Source organism: Mesorhizobium sp. P2_D5, from assembly GCF_056404355.1.
Genome location: NZ_JBFUEE010000002.1, coordinates 275,059 through 294,914, shown reverse-complemented (window position 1 = coordinate 294,914; position 19,856 = coordinate 275,059). Strand labels below are relative to the sequence as shown.

Sequence of the window (19,856 nt, the reverse complement as noted above, 5' to 3'; positions counted from 1 at the left end):
TGCCCGATTTCAAATTCAGCCCGGATTGTCGGGCATGTGATCGGGGGTAGCAATTTGCTCATACGGGTGAACAGGGTACTTGCACTACCCCTTTCGGAGACTGCTCCTTAGGCCCGCGTCGTCAATGGACGGCCGCCGGTTGGATTACCTTGGCAGACTGCCAGCCTCCAGCGGCGGCGGCCTCCGCTGAAGGATTGTGACCTTCCGTAGCAGCTCCAGAATTGGCTTTTCCACGAAGAGATGCGTCAGAACACCGACAACAAGGCACAAGCATATGATCATGGGAGCGAAGGAAACCTGTGATACTCCCCCAACGAATGTCGCCTTGATTAGCCAACCATACCCCAGCATCACAAAGATGTGGGTCAGGTAGATGGCATAAGATGCATCCCCAAGCAGGATCACTCCCCGGCCGGCCTTCGATCGCGGTCGCTTGGTCTTGAGGAAGGCCCCCACTATCAAAGTTGCTGGAAGGCCCCATGCGATGACTCGCAATATGGCTGTATCGCCGGGATGACTAACGAAGACTGGAGAAACAATTATCAAGAAAAACCCGAGCGCGCCGAGTGCCGGCGGATATTCCCATTTACTTCTTGAGATAAACAATAGCGCTATGGCAATACCAAAGCAAAACTCAAGCACGATAGGGCTAGAGATAAATTCAGAAAAACTTGAATCCTGAATCCAACGCCCCAACACAATTCCGCAGATCATAAGCAAAACTGTCAAGATGGATGTCTGAACGAGCTTGCCGAAAATGAGACATATCGCGAAGGCGACATAAAAATACATCTCATATGAAAGCGTCCATGCGACAAATATCAATTTGTCCCCTGGAAGCAAAAATATAGAATTAAAAATTGAAAACTCGCCTATGTTTTTGTGCTTCAAAAACCCAACCAGCGATATTGCCAGTATCCCAGCGCTGCAGATCCAATACAGCGGAAATATTCTTCTTGCCCGTTTGATCATGAAACGCCCAGGTGTATCCGCAGCTCGACCAGGCGGAAAGCTCACATACACCATGATGAAACCGCTGATTACGAAGAAAAGATCTACGCCTGCCGCACCGAAAGTCGCCATCCAAACCGGGCTGAACCGCCCAGCTTCCGATCCATCGGACATGTCGAGGGTGTGGCGAATGACGACGCCCGAGGCTGCGATCGCACGCAGTATCTGCAGTCCATACAGTTCGCGATCCTGCTGGTCCATCCCATCCGGTCCTGTGAGAAAGAGGGGCAAAGGGGTCACTGACCCTACGTCTAACCGGCCTTAATACAAGGCATCCCTCCGACGTGGCCCTCCTACGTCCGACGAATGATCCCTGCTTGCTCGTTGGGCAAATATTCCGCCAACCGACCGCCCCGACGACTTCAGCCGCCGGCGGGCCGGCTCAGGCGCGGACGGAGCACTTGGGTTTGCGCTACCGCTTTAGGCGGCTGTATTCCTCGCCTATTGGACGCCATGACTTTCAACTGGGTTTGTCCGACTATCCCTCGGGACGCAGGCGGCGGGTCGCCTCGGTCGGGAAGGTACACGCATGCTTTCGGTGAAACGCGCACTCCTGATGAGCGTGGGCGAACGCTACGTGCTGCTCGTGACGAATTTTGCCACAGCAGCTTTGATTTCCCGGATACTGACGCCCAAGGAGATCGGGGTGTCGGTGATCGCCATGGCCATCATGGCGATGGCCCTGTCGCTAAGGGAGTTCTCCAGTGCGAGCTTCCTCATCCAGCGCGAGGATCTCAGCCGTGAAGATATCCGCGGCGCCTCCACGGTGATGTTCATCCTCACCGGGGTCATCGCCGTCGTGCTCGTCGTCGTTTCCCCTCTTCTGGCCTCGTTCTACAGCGAGCCGAACCTCATCCCCTACTTCAGGGTTGTCGCGGCCTGTCTCTTTCTCGACACCTCTCTAACGCTGATAACCGCTCTGCTGCGGAGGGAAATGTCCTTCGGCAAGGTTGCGGCCATCGACATAGTGGCAGCGGTGACGAATTCCGCAGCCACGATCATTCTGGCACTGGCGGGCTTCAGCTACATGAGTTTCGTCTGGGCGTGGTTGATCGGCAGCGGTCTTGCCGCAGGCCTCGCCTTCGCCCTATGGCCCCATTTCTGGATGTTCAAGCCGTCCCTCGCCAACTGGCGAGGAATGGTTTTGTTCGGCGGATACAACGGCGCCATAGCCATTCTTTTCCGCATTTTTGACGCGCTGCCCCTACTCCTGCTCGGCCGCTTCATATCGCCGAATGCTGCAGCCTTGTTCAGCAGGACGCTCTGGATCGGCCAGATCCCCGACAAGTTGGTTATCGGAGGCGCCATGGCGGTCGTGCTGCCCGCCTTCTCGGCCGAGGTCAGGCAAGGCAGGGATTTGAAACGTCCCTATCTATCCGCCCTTTCCCTCATCACCGCGCTCCACTGGCCGGCGCTCCTCGTGCTGTCGGTTTTGGCGTACCCGACCGTGAACATCGCGCTTGGTCACCAGTGGACCGAGGTCGCGCCACTCGTGCAAATCGTCGCAATCGCGTTGCTGTTCTCTTTTAGTTTCGAACTCAATTACCCCGTAATGGTTGCGATGGGGGCGATCCGCGACTTGTACATCCGCGCGCTGATCGCCTTCCCAATTTCGGGCATTCTCCTCGCCGCAGCCATTGTCTTCGGCGGATTGCAGGCAGCCGCCTGGTGCATGCTAGTGACTGTTCCCTTCCAGGCATATATTGCCCTGAGCTTCGTCCGGCGCAGCCTGGGACTTGGACGCATGGAGATCGCCGCAGCGCTAGGCAAAAGTGCTGTCGTTGCCTTCGCGAGTGCTGTCCCTCCCCTCGCAGCCGTGGGGATTTCCGGTTCCGGTTTCGACCTCTCCAATATGGAAGCCATTGCGGCGGGACTGTTGGCGTTCGGAGGATGGTCGGCTGGATTGATCATCACCCGGCATCCCCTGCTCGATGAGATCATCAAGATTTTCCCGGGACTCCGGCGGGTACGGGTTTCGGTAGGTTGATACCGAAACTTATCCGAGATCCCGCGCCACCAACTCGCGGCAAGTCGACGGGAGGACTGCTCAGACGGAGGGGCCCGGAAGCTGTCCAATGAGCCTCGAAATTCTGATCCGATACGCTCTCCTGCGCAATCTGTTGACCTTGTAGGTTAACCCCAGATACGCAGGAGGAATATTCAGACCGAGTTCCCCGCAGTTGCAAGATATGCGGCCGAGTACAGACCGTTCCCGGCTGTCGATGCGATGTGCCACCGCCGGCAGGAACTTCTCCGGCCCCGTATAGTGGCGGATCAACGCCCGATCCCAATAGCTTGTCTGGAATGCCGACTTCTGCACGTTGAACTCCACGGGAAGCGTCTCCCATGCACCTTGGGCCGCGATGTTGAAGGCGCATTGGTCGATATGGGTGCATGAGCCGTCCCAATAGGGACAGAAGTACGCGTGCGACTTTAGAGCGGACGAGAACCGTTCGGGAATTCCCGACCCAATCCATCGAGACACATCGATAGCCATAAAGCCGGAATTGAAGTAACGCCGTTCGAGACCATGCTTGTCGCAATTCTCAAAGAATGCGCGGTTGTCGAGACCTGTGCAGATGGAAAGGTCGGGCACGGCGGCGAGAGGTCGCGTCGTCGGGGCGGCCGCTGCCAGGTCAAGAGGTCGCACGGCCAGCGTATCATTGTCGAGATAACAGACGACATCGTGATCGCCCGAGACGGCGGCGATCGCTGCGGTTTTTTCATAGGCAGTCGATGTTATGTGGCCATGACCGGGTAAACCCCGGTCGACCTTCGAAAGGCTGTGGGTCGCCAGCCGATGACCCTTCGCCTGGAGGATCCTGAGCACCGTCGGCGGAGGGGCCGAGCTGAACCCCGATTGGACGATGTGGATGTCTATCCCCCGTGCATGATTTAATCCCAACGCCACCGCGCTGGCATAAGTCAGGTCATCACGCTTGCCGTCGGTCAGGTAAACGACCCCGATGCGCTGTTCGGTCATGCGTTATCCTCTACACGGACTGCATCCGATCCGAGGCTGAACCAGCGTGATGGCAGCCACATGGCCGGTCACATCGTTTCTCAATGCCGGCTCCAGGCCTCCGCCAGGCGCGTGCGGATGTGGCCTAGCGGATTGGGCATATGGGCCAGGTAGTCTACAGGCGGAATGTAGGCCAGGCTTGGCGAGAGCTGAGCCGCAAATTTAAGCAGATCAAGACCGGCTGCTCGCTCACCGCGCGCGATGTGTGAAAGGCCGGACCAGTATGCACGCTTTCCGAGGTTTCGGTAAACGCCCCTGCGCAACCGTTCCACCCCGGGCACGGACGCTGCCTCGTGCGAGAAAAAACTATCGAAGGTGAGTTTCTTCTCGATCATGTCCCGCTTGAAGTCCTGCCAGAATATGGCGGATAGATTCGCGCCGTGCACGCGCCGTATTCCGTGAATCGCCTTTGTCAGCGCCGCTCTGCGGCCCAGTGACAGCCGCAGGAACATTTCCAAGTCCTCGCTGAACGATATCTCCGGCCTGAAATGGCCAACCCGTTTGAGGTCGGCGGTTCTCATCACCGCTGCGCCGCCTCCAAACAACACTTTGCTGGGAAGCGACCGTTCCAGGGCGAACGATTCCATGGACAGAAATCGCCAGTCATGTGCGTCTGAATTCTCCACGGCCGGGAAGGGCCGGTCCTCATGCCAAACCAGTTCGCCTCCACACGCAAAGGAAACATCGGGTTCCCGCTCTAGAACCGACAGGGCACGTTTAAAACAACCCTCGACGAGCAGATCGTCGGCACAAAGTATCACAAAATACTTCGAGACGGCCCAATCGATTCCCTCATTGCAGGATGCGTGCAACCCGAGATTTTTTTCGCGTGCGATAACCGTTATCCGCCTGTCATGGCTTGCCAGTTCATTTGCAACATCGACACTGTCGTCGGTTGACGCATTGTCAACGATCAGAATCCTGATGTCTTCTACTTGCTGGCGCACGATGCTCTCGACGGACTGAGGCAAGTAGCGCCCGTAGCAGTAATTTGGAATCACAACGTCGATTAGTGGCATTGATCAACCTTCACGAATTTGTTGAACGTGGGAGCATCTGCTCATCTGTTTCACCAAGACGGCGATCCGACCTTCCGTGTCGCTTTCATGGAATCTTGCGTCGCCCATGCCCGCCGCTCTCAGCTTCACGACAAGATCGGACGAGACACCGCATGGGCGAAAACTTGTGTTCGAAGAAGAACCTCCTGGTCCAAAAGTTGTTGCCGGTATCGCGAAACCGTTTCGCGAACTTCCCGCGCTCGCAATTCCCGCTCGGCAAGGAGTGCGTCCAGCCGCGACTCCAGCCATTCGACGCTGAAGGTTTCGACGCTGGTGCAAAAGGCCGATAGACCGGTGTCGGCAGCAAGTGCGTCGTGCTTTTCGAGGTATCCGAGAGATATGACAGGGAGCCCGACCCGCAGGGCGCAAACAACATTGTGAAATCGTGTGGCGACCACGACGTCAGTCGTCTGCATTTGCGCCATGACGTCGTGCAGCGATGCAGACCGATTGAAAACGACCCGGGCCAAATCAGCCTCGGACAGCCGGCCGCGGAGTCGCTCGATGAGATCGACCACCGCAACCTCGTCATTGTCCTGACCCAGGATAAGTCGAATGTCGAAGCCTCGCGTCACAGTGCGTGCGACAAACTCCGCGAGCTTGGCAATGTACGTCTCATAGATCGAGTCATCTCCACCCGTGCGACCGCGGTAGTTCATCACGCCCACACCAACAACAGTGGTCTCGGAGACCTCACGCTCGACGTTCAGGATTGGTAGTCCGAAAGCAAGATCGGGAAAAACCCGGTCGTTCGCAACATCAACCCCGAGGCTCCTGACGAATTCGCGTGAAATCCTGTCGCGAAACGAACGATATGACGCGCAGCGGGCAGCCCAGGCGAAGAACACGCGACTGAGGGGGTGGTAAGCAGGCCCGGCCCCGATGCTCGCAAATGCGACGACACAGCCTCTTAGCCGCGCCATCAGAAACCACTTGAGGAAAACGTAGGGCATTCCAAACGGAGTGTCGCCAAAATCATCGAACGCACCAGTTCCAGGCAGTATGACAGCGTCAAAGCCACGAAGTTTGACGAAGGCGCGGATCGGTCCCCACATCTTGTAGGGCAATCGACCGAGCATGCGGTTCGCCAAGTCGAGCCAACGCGACTTGATGGCCGGCCGCGTCAATCTGATGGTCTCCACGCCGAAGGCTTTCTCGACGGATTCGGGCCATGTGCAGATCACGGAAAGTTCGGCCTCGGGGCAAATCCGCCTGAGCGTGTCGATCATTGCCTCGAGTGAGCCGTCATTGCCGAAGTTGCCGACGCCAAACTGCCCTAACAGGCCAATCCGAATTCGCTTGGTGCTTGGCACAGTATGCGCGTGGTCGTAGCCATTGATCCATCGATGCGATCGGAGCTGAGGCTCAAGCACGGTTTCAGTTTGCGTTTTTTGGGACTGCATAAGAACCCGTAGCTTTCAAGTGAGTGAGTGAGTGCAGTGCACTATAGAACCACCTGTCCGTTTCTTCGCCTCAACCTATGGGCTGAAGAACACCTCTTTTTGGGTGTGTCAGCGCCTGCGGGTGGCCGGGCGTTCGGCAATCGAAGCCTTGTCCGGCGGCGCACCTAATGAGGCTGATCTGCGCCGAAAAGCCGGTTGACCCGACCCGCTGCGGGATACCATCGCCGCAAAAATCCGTCAGCTATGCGAGCCATGCAAGGTGACGGGCTAGCCGAGCATTTCAGCCAATGGGCTTTGTTGCCTACAGTTTGCGCAAACCTGCACGTCTGGCTGCGTCTGCGGTCAGCAAATCCCTCCATTGCTGGAGAAACCGATCCTTGGTTGCAGCTGACGCCGTGTCGCGCAGCGAGCGGCTTGTTTCCGCTTTCTCCGCAGGGCTTCGGGAAAGTGCTTTTCGCATCGCGTCTGTGATCGCCGCGGGATCGTTCGGCGGCACCTGCAAGCATTGGCCTCCCACCGCCTCCACGAGCGCACTGTCCGCGGACACTATAGGCAGCAATCCCATGTAAGCGGCCTCCAATGCAGGCATCCCGAAACCCTCGAGAAGGCTCGGCAGCACGAATGCCTCGGCGTTCGCATAGAGCCAGCGCAGCTGTGCATCGGGCACGTAGCCCATGAGCCTTACTCCGGCGATGGATCCCGCCAGTTCCGCGGTCTCTGCATGACCATCGCCACGCGACCCACACAAGACGTATTCTATTCCCTCGCGATGGAATCCACCGTCCCGATACGCCTTCAGGGCGGCGATCTGGTTCTTGCGGGTTTCGAACGCGCCCACGGTAAGAAAATACCGACCGCTCAAGCCGGAGATTGCTTCCGCCGGGCCGTCAAACAGTTCGGTGCGCAGATACAGCGGGATTGTCGTCAGGAACCGGAAACCAGAGCCAAAAAGAGACTTGAATTGCTGGGCAGAGAAATTGCTGACGAAGACGACCCCCGGCTTGATGCGCCGGATCTTCTCGTAAGCGAGGTGGTAGTTGGCGCAAGTCCGTTCGCCGTAGAGGTCTTTGTGCGTCAGCGGACCGACATCGTGGCACAGGACGATATCATTCTCGGTCAGGCGTGACCTCAGGACGTAGAGCGGATCCAGAAACAGCCGGAAGCCACGCTCTTCGACGCCGTCACGGATCAGGAGAAACTCGCTATCGCGGAGCCAGTTGATTTCCAGCATCATCAGCCGGGCGACTATCTTGCGGGCAAGACCCTCTGGCGCAAAGGAACCGAGCCGCCAGTAGCGGACCTTGGCCTGGCCCTGGACAAATTCCCCGGTGAGATCCTTGGCAATGTGGTAGGCGCCAGTTCTGTTCAGGATCGACAGGGAGTTGTCGAAAAGAAGCAAGCTGGCGGATGCCTGTCTGCTCGCGACGCGTAGGTCGTGCGGGTCGGGCCGCTCGTTCATCGTGCTCTCCTGGAGATCAATCCTTGTACTGGCTGCCGGTCAACTGCCGTACTCCCCGAAATCGGCGTCGACCTGAACCATGAGTTCGAGGTATTTCCACGCTATCCACCGCCAGGAATAACTGCTCGCCCTCGCGTGCCCCTTGGTGACCAGCCGTTGCCGCAAGTCCGGGGAAAGCATCAGCAGGCGGATGGCTTCGGCCCATGACTGGACGTCGTCGGGATCGGCATAGAGGGCCGAATCCCCACATATCTCGGGAAGACACGGCGAGGTCGAGGCCACGACCGGGCAGCCCGAAGCCATCGCCTCAACAGCGGGCAGCCCGAAGCCCTCGATCCGTGACGGGAACAGGAAGCACAGGGCGCCTTCGAGCGCCTTCTTGAAGTCGTCATCCCCTATGCGGCCAGGGAGGACGATGTTTCCGGGCATTTCCGGGACGTACCTCAGGACGGTGGTCTCGTCGACATCGCCTGGCATCCAGAGGTCGAGACCCATCCCGTCGAGGAGTGGGGCCAGCCTGGCGAGCAGCCCCATGTTCTTGTATTCCTGGTCCCGCCTGCCAAGGCAAAGGACATACGGCCTGCCCCGGTCGACGACCAGAGACGATCTCGCTGCATCCCATCTCTTCGCATGGTCGCTGCCGTTGTAGGTGACGACGATGTTTTGCTGTGGCGCGATCCCGAAATCGACCAGATGGCTGCGCGAGAGTTGCGAGACCGTGGTGATGCGGGCGGCCCGCCTGCCGAGTGCCGGCAGGATCAGGCGGTGCGCCCACCGGAACCCCCGCGCGTAGCTCGACGGCATGAGCCTGGTGTGCATGTCGTGGATGCACGCGATCTGGCGCCTCAGCACGACCGGAGCGAGGTTGCAGAAGCTCAGCAATCCTCCGGGCACATGCCAGGGCAACTGCGCCTGCACCCAGAATTGGGGAAGTCGCGGCCTGTTGAATTCGGGAACGACACGCACGGAGATGGCATCGAGGCGGAGAGGTTCGGAAAGCGGGCGCGGCACCACGAGATCGATTTCCAGATCGCGACCGAGGGGATGGCCTTCCGAAATGAGGGCGTCGAGAGCCAAGGTGACCTCGCGGGCGTAGCGGGCCACTCCGGTCGGCCGAAGTGTCGTGAAGTCTCCGTTTATCGTCCAGCGTCGTCTCGGCGCTTCAGGGTCCACGCACACCCCAGCCGAATGCCCGATCAGGAATTCGGCGCCGTCGGCAGCAGATCTGGCCAGGGGTGCGTCGGCTCGGTGTCCATTCACCCGTCTGGCCCGTCGTGGTGGCGGCGACTCCGTCGTGTCGAACTCGAGTTTGCCCATGTCCCCCTTCCCCGGTCCTTCCCGCACCTTGGACCAGACTAGCATCCCCGGGGGCACCAAGGCCCTCAAACGTTTGAGGTAGGCACGCTGTCCGACCTCGCCTATCCGGATGATTGCCGCTTAGTCGGATGACCCGATGGCCATGGTGACCTGGCGTCTTTGCGGCTCCACATTGAAGGTTTCAAAGGGGGACGACATGGCGCGGCGTTGGACCATCAATGGGCGTTTTCTTTCCCAGCCGACAACAGGTGTCCAGCGTTATGCGCGCGAGGTCGTTCACTCTCTCGACGCCTTGATCGCGGAACAGGAGCCGCTCGCCCGCGGCCTCGAACTCAGTCTGCACTGTCCGCCCGGGTCCGGGGACATCCCCCTGGCTTTCATTGAACGTCGCGAGATCGGCCGCACGAGCGGGCATGTCTGGGAGCAGGTGCAACTCGCCTCATCCCTCGATGGCAGCGGACTGCTCAGCCTCTGCAACACCGGGCCGCTGCTTTCCCGCAAGCATATCGTCTGCATCCATGATGCAAATGTCTGGAACGCCCCGCAGAGCTACTCCCTTGCCTTCAAGCTTCTCTACAGGAACCTGTTGCCCGGCCTCGGCAAGACGGCGTGCGGAATTTCTACAGTTTCCAACTACTCCCTGGATGAACTGGTTCGCCGCGGCGTCATCCCGACAGAACGGGCTTTCGTCGCGCCGAACGGCCATGAGCATGCCTTGCGATGGAAGCCTGAACACTCGGCACAGACACGGCTGGCGGCCTCGCGGGAAACCGTTGTCCTGATCGGCAGTGCCGCGCCCCACAAGAATGTGGATCTCCTCCTGAACATGGCTGATCGTCTTGGCGAGGCCGGCCTCAGAATAGCGATCGTCGGCATGTCGGATTCGCGCGTCTTCAGGTCAGGGACGGCCAGGACCGAAGCTCGAAACATCCACTGGCTCGGCCGCGTTTCCGATGGCGAATTGGCGGCCCTGCTCAGGGACTCGCTATGCCTGGCTTTCCCCTCGCTCACGGAGGGCTTCGGTCTCCCGGCCCTTGAGGCGATGGCCGTCGGCTGCCCCGTGGTGGTTTCCGACCGCGCCAGCCTGCCTGAAGTCTGCGGCGGCGCAGCGCTGTTTGCACCGCCCGACGACCCGAACGCATGGTTCGACAGTTTCGCGCAGCTTCGCGGTTCCCAGGCCTTGCGACTGCAGATGATAGGCAAGGGAAGGGCGAGAGCCTCGGCATACAGCTGGAGGGCGACGGCCTTGCGTTATCTCAAGGCGATGGCGGCCGCGGACGGCGTCGATGCGGAAGCGAAGATCGTCAGGGCTCGCGAATTCACATGATCTCGTGAAGTGCCTGGACGGCCCCGAGTGATTCCAGGATCGCGCGGTCGAAGTTCTCCTCGGAAAAGCGTCCGGCATTCCTGGCGCAAGCGCGGGGTGTGATGGCATGGCTGTTCGCTTCGAACCGTTCGACGGCCTCCTTGAGGTGCTCGACGGTCTGAGCCTTGAACAGGACCCCTGTCGGCTCGGGGGATGATCCCAGGCGCTGTACGATGTCGACGGCCCCGCCGCGGCCGAAGGCGACCAACGGCGTCCCACAGGCCTGCGCCTCGGCCAGCGCTATGCCGAAATCCTCGCAGCCCGCAAAGACCATCGCCTTCGCCCGCGCCAGGGTGTCCACATAGTCTTTCCGGGGCAGGTAACCCGAGAAGGTGATGTTGGGACCAGCAAGCGCCCGCAAGCTGGCTGATTGCTGTCCTTCGCCAACGATGACCAGTCGCCGCGACGGCATCTCGTTGAAGGCCCGGATGACGAGGTCGGTGCGCTTGTAAGGGGCGAGGAAGGACGCCGAAACGTAGTAATCGTCCTTGTCCTCCACACAGGGCAGTTCCCCCAGTGAGACCGGCGGGAAAACGACGCGCGCCGCGCGCCCGTAAATATGCTGGATTCGGGAGCGGACATAGTTCGAATTCGCCAGCATCAGGTCCGGACCGTGCGCGGTTCTCGTGTCCCACGTCCTCAGGCGATGCAGCATGTACCGATAGAGCATTCCCTTGGGCCCGAAGCCAAGCCGCCCTTGCTGAAGATACGAAAACTGCTCGTCCCAGGCGTAGCGGACGGGGCTGTGCACATAGCATAGATGCGGCTGGTCCGGCCTGGTGATCACGCCGCGCGAAAATGCGGCCGAAGACGAGATCACCGCATCGTAGCCTGTCACGTCGAACTGTTCGATCAGGAAGGGACAAAAGAAGAAGAGTGATCGATAGAATTTCTGGACCATCGGGATCCGGTTGGCCGCGGAGGTATGGAATTCCACGTCGTGGAAATATTGCTCCTTCACCTCGGGCGGCAGGAAATCGAAAAGCGTGAAGACTTCGGCATTGGGGAACTGCTTGCAGATTTGCGCCAGAACCCGTTCCCCTCCCCGGAAATTCGGACACCAGTCATGAACGACCGCTATCTTCGCATACCTGTCGACGGCAGGCCCCGGTGCGGCCGGGAACTCCTCGATGGGCACATCGACCTTGGCCGCGACCGCCAAATCGGAAGAGCGTTCGTGGAGCATGGTTCCCCCTAGCCTCGTCAGGCCAGCAGTCTCCATTCCATCTTGTTGCCCCGGCAAGTTGTACGATCGGTTACAGGCTGTTCCGGACGCATGCCTATCTAATACTTATGGCTGTGGGTCGTTTACAGGGATACTCCGAAAGCCTGTGTCCGGGGGTAGGCCAAGCTGCTTCCGTCACCTTTTATGCAGGCTGTTTCGGTCCCCTCGTCGGTCTAGGTTCGGCGGGAACCGAAACTGGATCGAGCATGAGACTCGCAGTGATAATCCCGACCCTTGGCCGCCGCGGACAGGTCGCGCGCCTGCTTCGGTATTTGGGTGACCAGACGAGACTTCCTGACGAGGTCATCGTGTCTGCGCCCGACGCCACGCATGTCGAACTGCCGGAAGATTGTCCTTTCCCCTTGTCGCTCGTTTTCGGACCGATGGGATCGTCTGCCCAGCGGAACACGGCTCTCGTACCTTCCCTGGCGCGCTTCGACATCATCACATTCTTCGACGACGATTTCGTTCCGTCCACCGAATACCTGGCGCAGGTCGAGAAAGCTTTCGTGGAAAATGACGGATGGGCGGTGGTGATGGGCATGGTCGTCAGGGACGGGGCCACGAATGCCGGCCTCACCTGGGAAGATGCCGAAGCCGCCTTGCGGGAAGCCCGCGGCAAAAAACATGATGGGCCACCGGTGGTCGATCATGTCGGTGCGTACGGATGCAACATGTCCTTCCGGTCCTCGTTTGTCGGAGATTTGCGCTTCGACGAGCGCCTGGTCCTGTACGGCTGGCAGGAAGACATCGACTTCACCAGCCAAATGAGATCCAAAGGTCGCGTGGTCTGCGTCACTGAAATCACGGGCGTCCACCTCGGTATCAAGTCAGGCCGGGTCAGCGGAAAGCGGTTCGGCTATTCCCAGGTTGCGAATGCGATCTACCTGATCAGGAAGGGCTCCGTTCCGGCCTCTTTCGCGCTTCCCCTGATGTTCAGGAATATTGCAGCCAACCTCGCAAAGAGCCTGCGGCCCGAGCCGTATATCGATCGCAGGGGCAGGCTCAGGGGCAACATGCTGGCGATCCTGCACATCGCCATGGGACGAATCGAACCCGAATACATCCTGAAAATCTGACGGCGGGAAAGACAATGCGGAAATGGCTCTTGACGGTGGTGGCGGCTTCATTGGCGGCAGCAGCTGCCTGCCCCTTGCCGACGATGGCTGCCGAGTATCTCCTCGGACCCCAGGACAAGGTCAGGCTCAAGGTTTACGAATGGCGCGCATCACGCGACGTGATCTTCGAATGGACCGCTCTCAACGACAGCTTCGTTGTCGGTGCCGACGGCACGCTCTTCCTTCCATTCGTCGGCCAGATACGAGCGCAAGGCACCGCCCCCGGCGACCTCGCCCGTGCGATCGGCGACCGCCTGATGCAGCAGATGGGACTCGGCCGCCAGCCGGATGTCGCCGTCGAGATTGTCCAGTACAGGCCGTTCTACATCGTCGGCTACGTCACGCAGCCCGGCGAGTTTCCCTTCAGGCCCGGACTGACGGTCTTGCAGGCGATGGGAATCGCCGGCGGCCTGCGAACACGCGAGGAGGACATGTCGAGGCTCGAGCGTGAAGTCATCGCGGGCCAGGGCGACGTGGGTCTGTTGGCGCTGAGCAACGTCAGTCTGCTCGCCCGCAAAGCGCGGCTGGAATCGGAACTGGCTGGCAGCGACGACATCGCCTTCCCTGCGCAACTGATGGACAGAGCTTCGAACGAGACGGTCGCGGTTGCGATGGAGCAGGAGCGCAAGATCTTCGCTGTCCGCAAGGACGCCATGGCGACACAACTCCGTGCGCTCCGCGAACTCAAGGATTTCCTCGAAAAGGAACTGACCTCGCTCGGCCAGCAGATGGCCTTCCACGACCAACAGATCGAACTCATCCAGAAGGAACTCGCGGGTGTTTCGGCCCTTGTCCAGAAGGGGTTGGCGGTTGCACCGCGGGAACTCTCTCTACAGGGAACGGTCGCACAGATGCAGAGCGACAGGTTGGTTGCCGAGACCTCGCTTTTGCGAGTCAGGCAGGAGATAAGCAAGACCGACATCGAGATCCTCAACCTCGCCAATAGCCAAGCCAGCGAAGTCGCCGCTTCCTTGCGCGAGACGCAGTTGCAGCTCAACGAAGTGACCAGCAAGGCCAACACCGCGGTGCAGTTACTGCACGATACCGAGGTCACGGCACCTGCTCTGCTCGCCCTTAGAGAGCGCGGCGAACGGGCCAAGCCGATCTTCAAGATCGTGAGGATGACGGACAGCGGCTCGCAAGAGCTCACGGCTGAGGAAACCACGCCGATCGAGCCAGGCGATACCGTGAAGATCGATATCCCCCCGCCGCCGTCCGGCTTGGCCGCCCTCCCTGCAGGCGGCAGCGTGCAGGCAGAGACGCTCCCGATTCAGGGCACCAACTGATCAAACTTGCATGGTTCAGTGAGGTCCTCACCCGTCGCACCCATTGGCCTGCGCTTCGGCTGGAAGCCGCCTGGAAGCACGAAGAACAAGGGCGCAAGAAAACTGGGGGCTATGCCTAACCGGATCGTCTGCGCAATACCCTGGCACTTGCCATGCACTTTGAGGCCGCATATCAGTGAGCACACGCTGACGAAACCTTCCCTGCCGCAGTGAGTCGATCAGTGCTGCGGGTATCATTGGAGATTTCGGTGCTCATGAGTGTCGTGGCTGTATCGGCGGGGGGCGTTCTGTTGGGACTGCGGTTCAAGGCTCCCGCCCTGATCGCGGCTACCGCACTGCTTGTGATCGGAAGCTTTGCCTGGAATGGCCTTGGGTTGCCCGGCCATGTGACCGTCACCAAATTCCTGATCCTGGCATTCGTATTGGCTTGCGCCTACATCGTCGGCCTGTCGCTGTCCGTCCACTGGAAGCGGACGGAAGGGTGAGCGGTCGGGACTTCAGGCAGCCCTGTCGAAGCGCATCACTGCGAAAATCGTCCTGAACAAGATCACGATGTCGAGCCAGATCGACCAGTTCCGCACATACTGGCTGTCGAGCGCCACGCGGTTGGCGTAGTCCATGCTGCTTCTTCCGCTCACCTGCCAGAGACCGGTGAGTCCCGGCCTTGTCCGAAGGTATTCCCCCAGGTGGTCGCCGTAGCGTATGAGTTCGTCCTTTACGATGGGCCTTGGGCCCACGCAGCTCATGTCGCCACGGATGATGTTGAAGAGCTGGGGGAGTTCGTCGAGGCTCGACTTGCGCAGCATCCACCCAAGCAGCGTGACGCGAGGGTCGTTCCTGATCTTGTGGGTCTCTTCCCACTCCTTGCAGACATGCGGGTTGGCTTCGAGATATGCTTTCAGAACTTCTTCCGAATTGGCAACCATCGAGCGGAACTTATAGCAATCGAATGGCTTTCCCCCGAACCCGATACGGCTGTGCGAGAACACTGCCGGGCCTCCTGCCGTGATCCTGATCAGCAGGGCAACGACGATCATCACAGGCGCAGCCATGACAAGCGCCGTGCCCGCTATGACCAGATCCATGAGCCGCTTCAGGAGACCTCCGATGGGAGGGTTCGTCGTTCCCGTCCTGATGGCGGGCGACAGGTCTGTCAATACTGCCCCGGCACTGTTGTGGTCGGGCGCAGGAACAACGTGCAGGACTGCCGTTCGGCTGTCAGCCGCCACGGGAAGAGGCGGCTGAACCCAGATCGGGGTTCCCTGATGCGACTCGAAGGTGTTTGTTGACATGGGACGGTTGCTGTTCGAATTGTTCCGATCACTCTTCCAAGGTCGGGGCTTGTCGGCAAGAAAGGCAAAGGAGGTAGCGTGACGCTCCAGGGCTACCCCCTAATCCCAAGGAATGATCCCCCTACACGCTTTTGCGACCTCCGAGGGAGGAATGTCTCGCCACCAGTTTCATGCGGGGCTTGGACTTCATCGCGCGGGCCTTCGTCAGGAGCACGCCCAGGATGGGCGTCCTGCTGGCCTGCAGCGTCCTGACGAGTTCCCGCAACGTTTGGACATGTGTCTTGCCCCACTGGGCAACGACGACGACGCCATCCAGGACGGATCCGACAATCAATTCGTCGGCTCCCGAGGCAAGCGTCGGCAGGTCCAGGATGACAATGTCGTAGGCAGCAAGTTCGTAGGCGGCAAGGTCGCGAGCGGTCAGATCCAGGAGGAACGCCTCCATGTTGCTTGGTGACAGCAGGTGCCTGGCATCCACCACCGAACTTGGAAGCAAGTCGAACGGCCGCCCAGGAGCGCGGACGATATTAAGCCGGACGGGGTCCTGGCACGGTTTGTCGAGGGCGCCCGACGGGCCGAGCAGCCGCGTAGTCAGTGTCGGTCGCCTGATGTCGGCGTCAATTACCAGCGTCTTCAGCCCGGACATCGAATACAGCGTGGCAAGATTGCTGGCGACTGAGCTCTTCGAACTGTCGTTGGATACAGCCGTCAGCCCAAGCAACTTGATCGGGCGGCTGGTTTCCGCAAGGCTGATTTCGGTTCGCACTTTCCTGAGACTGTGGCTGTATCTGGAGTGCGGATATCTTGCGACTTCGTCGAGGTGGCCGGATTCCCTTCTCTTGGTGGTGGGCGGCAGCTCTCCGACGCATTCGACACCCAAATTCTCCCGGATGAGTCGTGCTGACCTGATGGTCCAGTCGAACGTATGCCTCACAAACGAAAGTCCGATGCCGAAAATGAGGCCGGCAACCGCCGCGAAGGCCAGCATCAGCTTCGGCCTTGGAGTGCTCGGATAGAGCGGCGCCGTCGCAGCTGTGATCACCCTTGCGTCGGCGACCGGGTACGACTGCTGGCTTACCGAGTTGGTGTAGGCCTGCAGGAAGCTCTCGTACATCTTCTGGTAGGTTTCAGCAGTCACCTCGAGTTCTTCGAGCGTCGGCACTGCGTTCGCCCCACCTTCGTCCGTGGCTTCACCGCCGACGCTGTAGTCGTGCCGTGACCGGAACTCTTGCGCCTTCGCCATGGCCTCGTTCATCTGGGTGCGCAGTTGCTTAAGGCGCATCTCGAGCCACGCGCCGCCTTCCCTTGCCGCGTCGGCCTTGGTTTCGATCTGCTCACGCACGAAGGCATCGGCCGTGGCGTTCGCAACCTTGGCTGCACCTTCGGCATCGAGAGAGGTGAAGGATATGTCTATCGCGTAGGAAACGCCGACTCTGCGGACGTCGAGGCCGTTGCGGAAAATCAACATGCTGCGCCGGGACTTTTGGTAATCGGTCAGCGTCACGGGTGTTTCAGGCACGCCTTGGCCAAAATGCTGCGCAAGCGACGTCAGCCAGGCGCTCTTCCTAAGCTCGGAAGCATCGAGCAGGACTGATCCTATCTTCTTGAATCTCTCCCGCAAAGTCGGAGTCTGCGGACGGTTGAACTGGGGGTCGTCGACGAGTTTCAACTGGTCGAGGACCATCGCGGCGATCTTTTCCGACTGCATCACTGCTATCTGGCTTTCCACCTGGGCGGTGTCCAACGACAGATCTACTTCGCCACCCTCCTGCAAGTGTTGTGGCAATTTCGGCTCGATCAGAATCTGCGCGCTGGCGATGAAAGTTGGGTCGGTGGTCGAATTGTAGAACCCGGCCACCAAGAGAGCCGCAGCAAGGCAGGCGAAGATGGTTCCAACGTAGTGCCGCAGAAATTCGGTTATGTCGGAGAGGCCAATAAACTCCTGACTGACGGAAGCCTGCTGGTCCGCTGCCGGAGGCCATTGATTGGGAAACATGCGGTTCATTCAAATTCTCCTGCAGGCGTGCGGGAAATCCTGCGCGCACGCCGTCCCCATGCAGGCGGTTCCCATGCAGGCGGTCCCCATGCTGGCGGTCGATGACATTCAGCCGATGTTTTCATTGAAAGCTGAGGCCCCTCGATCCCAGACTTGCCGCGAAAAGATTACGCCTGCGTCAGGGAAGGTTAAACGCCGCCAATTGGCGTAGGGACCTACGCCCTATGGGAAGGGAGAATGCCCGGCAGCCCTGCTCTGGTCCTGTCGACAAAAGACTTCTGCTGTTCCAGCAAGGCCTGCCGTCCGCGGCTGAGTGCCAGGTCGCGCGCAAGGGAATCGATCCGCTCGGATATGCATTCGGGGCTCTCGCCATTTTCCATGGCCTCCAAAGCGAACGCGGCGCAGTCCGTCATCCTTTCCACGGACGGACGCAGTGCCGCGGATTCCCTTTCGATTTCCACTTGAATGAGCTCGAGAAGCCGAGCCAGGCGACCGAACCGCCTTTCGTCGACGTCCTCGCGGAACGGGTACTTGAATGCGGTCAGCGGCATCTTGCAGCCCACCTTTCTCGTCGGCGCCCGAGCAGGACGCACCTTATAGAATACAAGACCCCATTGCCTGGACGAGACATCCTTTCGGCCATCGGCGGTCATGCTCCTATTGGATGAGGGGGTGCAAACCAGCGCGTTAGGGCTACTCGAATTCATGAAGGGGGCTGCGTCCGGCAGCGTGCTAGGACTATTCGCCTGTAACTGCTGAGCGGAAACCGTGACCGTGACCATAGTCGGCCAAGCCAGGCCAAACACATTCGCCTTCGAAACCAGCGCCCTGGTCAAAGCCACTGGCTTCCGGGAATACGACGCGCGCTGGTGGTTCGGGCAGCCAGGCTCGGACAAAGAACCCGAACTCAATCTGATGGGCGTTCAGGCGATCGGCATGGGGCTCGGCACCTTGATCCGCCGAATGGGCGTTGGCCCTGACATCGTCACTGGCCATGATTTCCGCAGCTATTCCATGGCGATCAAGATGGCGCTGGTCTCCGGCCTGATGGCGGCCGGCGCGCGCGTCAAAGACATCGGCCTGGCACTTTCTCCCACGGCCTATTTCGCCCAGTTCGCGCTCGACGCTCCGTCGGTGGCCATGGTGACGGCCTCCCACAACGAGAACGGCTGGACCGGCGTGAAGATGGGAGCGCAGAGGCCTCTGACATTCGGGCCTGATGAGATGACCGCTTTGAAAGCGGTCGTGCTGGACGGCGATTTCGATCTCATAGGCGGGGGAAGCTATGAATTCGTATCCGGATTTCGCGAGAGATACATCGAAGACCTGACTGCCGGAAGGAACCTCGGCCGAAAGCTCAAGGTGGTGGCGGCCTGCGGCAACGGAACCGCCGGCGCTTTTGCACCGCAGGTGCTGGAAGGCATCGGCTGCGAAGTCATCCCGCTGGACGTTGAGCTCGACCACACGTTTCCGCATTACAACCCCAATCCCGAAGACATGCAGATGCTGCACGCGATCCGGGACAAGGTTCTGGAGACGGGTGCCGATGTCGGGCTCGGCTTCGACGGCGACGGCGACCGCTGCGGCGTGGTCGACAACGAAGGCAACGAGATTTTCGCAGACAAGGTCGGCGTCATGCTGGCGCGAGACATCTCCGGCCTGCACCCGAAATCCGCCTTCGTCGTGGACGTCAAGTCGACGGGCCTTTTCATGACAGATCCCGTCCTCCTGCAGAACGGTGCAAGGACGGATTACTGGAAGACCGGGCACTCCCACATCAAGAGGCGCGTTGCCGAACTCAATGCCATCGCTGGTTTCGAGAAGTCGGGGCATTTCTTCTTCAACCCGCCGATTGGACGCGGCTACGACGACGGACTCCTCACCGCGATCGCCGTCTGCGAGATGCTCGACCGCAACCAGGGTAAGACACTTGCCGACCTTTACCGCGATCTGCCGCTGACCTTCGGCACCCCGACCATGTCGCCCCACTGCCCGGACGAGGTGAAATACGGCGTGGTCGCGAAAGTTGTCGGGGAATTCACGAAAATGAAGGGGGACGGGATCGAGTTCGCTGGCCAGCCGCTGGCCAATCTCGTCACCGTGAATGGGGTCCGTGTGGTTGCCCAGGACGGCACATGGGGTCTGGTCAGGGCTTCGTCGAACAAACCGGAGATTGTCGTCGTGGTGGAAAGCCCCGTCTCGTCGGAACGACGCCGCGAGATGTTCGAGGCTCTCGATGCCGTGCTGCGCCGCAATCCAGAGGTCGGAGCCTACAACCAGACGTTCTGACGGGAATTGGCTGA

Annotated in this window: 16 protein-coding genes; 6 read left to right on the top strand and 10 right to left on the bottom strand. The window is 59.9% G+C overall.

What is annotated here, in order from left to right; translation table 11 throughout:
- Positions 1-144: 144 nt before the first annotated feature.
- Positions 145-1,212, bottom strand: a complete 1,068-nt coding sequence (locus tag AC1DYW_RS08225; RefSeq protein ID WP_477225786.1) for an acyltransferase family protein — start codon at positions 1,210-1,212, stop codon at positions 145-147.
- Positions 1,213-1,540: 328 nt separating this feature from the next.
- Here AC1DYW_RS08225 and AC1DYW_RS08220 point away from each other — a divergent pair, with 328 nt between their 5' ends.
- Complete coding sequence (locus tag AC1DYW_RS08220; RefSeq protein ID WP_477225785.1) at positions 1,541-2,998, top strand: oligosaccharide flippase family protein; 1,458 nt, start codon at positions 1,541-1,543, stop codon at positions 2,996-2,998.
- 60 nt (positions 2,999-3,058) lie between these two features.
- Here AC1DYW_RS08220 and AC1DYW_RS08215 read toward each other — a convergent pair whose 3' ends face one another.
- From AC1DYW_RS08215 to AC1DYW_RS08195, 5 genes are all read right to left on the bottom strand, one after another.
- A complete protein-coding gene (locus tag AC1DYW_RS08215; protein ID WP_477225784.1) occupies positions 3,059-3,994 on the bottom strand; it encodes a glycosyltransferase family 8 protein in 936 nt (311 codons plus the stop codon).
- Positions 3,995-4,074: 80 nt separating this feature from the next.
- Positions 4,075-5,052 (bottom strand): glycosyltransferase family 2 protein, encoded by a 978-nt coding sequence (locus tag AC1DYW_RS08210; RefSeq protein ID WP_477225783.1) that lies wholly within the window; start codon positions 5,050-5,052, stop codon positions 4,075-4,077.
- A gap of 125 nt (positions 5,053-5,177) precedes the next feature.
- On the bottom strand, positions 5,178-6,494 hold the full coding sequence (locus tag AC1DYW_RS08205; RefSeq protein WP_477225782.1) for a polysaccharide pyruvyl transferase family protein: 1,317 nt from the start codon (positions 6,492-6,494) through the stop codon (positions 5,178-5,180).
- A 301-nt stretch (positions 6,495-6,795) separates the two neighbouring features.
- Positions 6,796-7,953, bottom strand: coding sequence for a glycosyltransferase (locus AC1DYW_RS08200; protein WP_477225781.1), 1,158 nt, complete (start codon positions 7,951-7,953; stop codon positions 6,796-6,798).
- 39 nt (positions 7,954-7,992) lie between these two features.
- Positions 7,993-9,270 (bottom strand): glycosyltransferase family 4 protein, encoded by a 1,278-nt coding sequence (locus AC1DYW_RS08195; RefSeq protein WP_477225780.1) that lies wholly within the window; start codon positions 9,268-9,270, stop codon positions 7,993-7,995.
- A gap of 136 nt (positions 9,271-9,406) precedes the next feature.
- On the opposite strand from AC1DYW_RS08195, the gene AC1DYW_RS08190 reads away from it, so the two are divergent.
- Positions 9,407-10,597 carry a glycosyltransferase family 4 protein gene (locus tag AC1DYW_RS08190; RefSeq protein ID WP_477225779.1) on the top strand — a complete coding sequence of 397 codons (1,191 nt, stop codon included), beginning with the start codon at positions 9,407-9,409 and terminating at the stop codon, positions 10,595-10,597.
- Here AC1DYW_RS08190 and AC1DYW_RS08185 read toward each other — a convergent pair.
- The gene (locus tag AC1DYW_RS08185; protein WP_457153831.1) at positions 10,590-11,822 is read right to left on the bottom strand and encodes a glycosyltransferase; all 1,233 of its coding nucleotides are present in this window, start codon (positions 11,820-11,822) and stop codon (positions 10,590-10,592) included. The two genes, AC1DYW_RS08190 and AC1DYW_RS08185, sit on opposite strands and share 8 nt — an antisense overlap.
- Positions 11,823-12,067: 245 nt before the next feature.
- Here AC1DYW_RS08185 and AC1DYW_RS08180 point away from each other — a divergent pair, with 245 nt between their 5' ends.
- From AC1DYW_RS08180 to AC1DYW_RS08170, 3 genes are all read left to right on the top strand, one after another.
- Complete coding sequence (locus AC1DYW_RS08180) at positions 12,068-12,940, top strand: glycosyltransferase family 2 protein (RefSeq protein WP_477226412.1); 873 nt, start codon at positions 12,068-12,070, stop codon at positions 12,938-12,940.
- A gap of 14 nt (positions 12,941-12,954) precedes the next feature.
- Entirely contained in the window at positions 12,955-14,265 is a 1,311-nt protein-coding gene (locus AC1DYW_RS08175; RefSeq protein ID WP_477225778.1) for a polysaccharide biosynthesis/export family protein, read from the top strand.
- A gap of 248 nt (positions 14,266-14,513) precedes the next feature.
- The gene (locus tag AC1DYW_RS08170) at positions 14,514-14,750 is read left to right on the top strand and encodes a hypothetical protein (RefSeq protein ID WP_477225777.1); all 237 of its coding nucleotides are present in this window, start codon (positions 14,514-14,516) and stop codon (positions 14,748-14,750) included.
- Between the two features lie 12 nt (positions 14,751-14,762).
- On the opposite strand, the gene AC1DYW_RS08165 is transcribed toward AC1DYW_RS08170, so the two are convergent.
- The 3 genes from AC1DYW_RS08165 to AC1DYW_RS08155 form a co-directional block, all read right to left on the bottom strand.
- Entirely contained in the window at positions 14,763-15,557 is a 795-nt protein-coding gene (locus tag AC1DYW_RS08165) for a sugar transferase (RefSeq protein ID WP_457155505.1), read from the bottom strand.
- A gap of 121 nt (positions 15,558-15,678) precedes the next feature.
- A complete protein-coding gene (locus AC1DYW_RS08160) occupies positions 15,679-17,562 on the bottom strand; it encodes a GumC family protein (RefSeq protein ID WP_477225776.1) in 1,884 nt (627 codons plus the stop codon).
- 206 nt (positions 17,563-17,768) lie between these two features.
- On the bottom strand, positions 17,769-18,104 hold the full coding sequence (locus tag AC1DYW_RS08155) for a hypothetical protein (RefSeq protein ID WP_457154860.1): 336 nt from the start codon (positions 18,102-18,104) through the stop codon (positions 17,769-17,771).
- Positions 18,105-18,321: 217 nt separating this feature from the next.
- On the opposite strand from AC1DYW_RS08155, the gene AC1DYW_RS08150 reads away from it, so the two are divergent.
- Positions 18,322-19,842, top strand: coding sequence for a phosphomannomutase/phosphoglucomutase (locus AC1DYW_RS08150; RefSeq protein WP_477225775.1), 1,521 nt, complete (start codon positions 18,322-18,324; stop codon positions 19,840-19,842).
- Positions 19,843-19,856 lie beyond the last annotated feature (14 nt).

What these genes read in the sequence shown, in the direction of transcription:
- AC1DYW_RS08225 (WP_477225786.1), bottom strand. Translation starts at nt 1,212, where the DNA reads ATGGACCAGCAGGATCGCGAACTGTATGGACTGCAGATACTGCGTGCG.
- AC1DYW_RS08220 (WP_477225785.1), top strand. Translation starts at nt 1,541, where the DNA reads ATGCTTTCGGTGAAACGCGCACTCCTGATGAGCGTGGGCGAACGCTAC.
- AC1DYW_RS08215 (WP_477225784.1), bottom strand. Translation starts at nt 3,994, where the DNA reads ATGACCGAACAGCGCATCGGGGTCGTTTACCTGACCGACGGCAAGCGT.
- AC1DYW_RS08210 (WP_477225783.1), bottom strand. Translation starts at nt 5,052, where the DNA reads ATGCCACTAATCGACGTTGTGATTCCAAATTACTGCTACGGGCGCTAC.
- AC1DYW_RS08205 (WP_477225782.1), bottom strand. Translation starts at nt 6,494, where the DNA reads ATGCAGTCCCAAAAAACGCAAACTGAAACCGTGCTTGAGCCTCAGCTC.
- AC1DYW_RS08200 (WP_477225781.1), bottom strand. Translation starts at nt 7,953, where the DNA reads ATGAACGAGCGGCCCGACCCGCACGACCTACGCGTCGCGAGCAGACAG.
- AC1DYW_RS08195 (WP_477225780.1), bottom strand. Translation starts at nt 9,270, where the DNA reads ATGGGCAAACTCGAGTTCGACACGACGGAGTCGCCGCCACCACGACGG.
- AC1DYW_RS08190 (WP_477225779.1), top strand. Translation starts at nt 9,407, where the DNA reads ATGGCCATGGTGACCTGGCGTCTTTGCGGCTCCACATTGAAGGTTTCA.
- AC1DYW_RS08185 (WP_457153831.1), bottom strand. Translation starts at nt 11,822, where the DNA reads ATGCTCCACGAACGCTCTTCCGATTTGGCGGTCGCGGCCAAGGTCGAT.
- AC1DYW_RS08180 (WP_477226412.1), top strand. Translation starts at nt 12,068, where the DNA reads ATGAGACTCGCAGTGATAATCCCGACCCTTGGCCGCCGCGGACAGGTC.
- AC1DYW_RS08175 (WP_477225778.1), top strand. Translation starts at nt 12,955, where the DNA reads ATGCGGAAATGGCTCTTGACGGTGGTGGCGGCTTCATTGGCGGCAGCA.
- AC1DYW_RS08165 (WP_457155505.1), bottom strand. Translation starts at nt 15,557, where the DNA reads ATGTCAACAAACACCTTCGAGTCGCATCAGGGAACCCCGATCTGGGTT.
- AC1DYW_RS08160 (WP_477225776.1), bottom strand. Translation starts at nt 17,562, where the DNA reads ATGAACCGCATGTTTCCCAATCAATGGCCTCCGGCAGCGGACCAGCAG.
- AC1DYW_RS08155 (WP_457154860.1), bottom strand. Translation starts at nt 18,104, where the DNA reads ATGCCGCTGACCGCATTCAAGTACCCGTTCCGCGAGGACGTCGACGAA.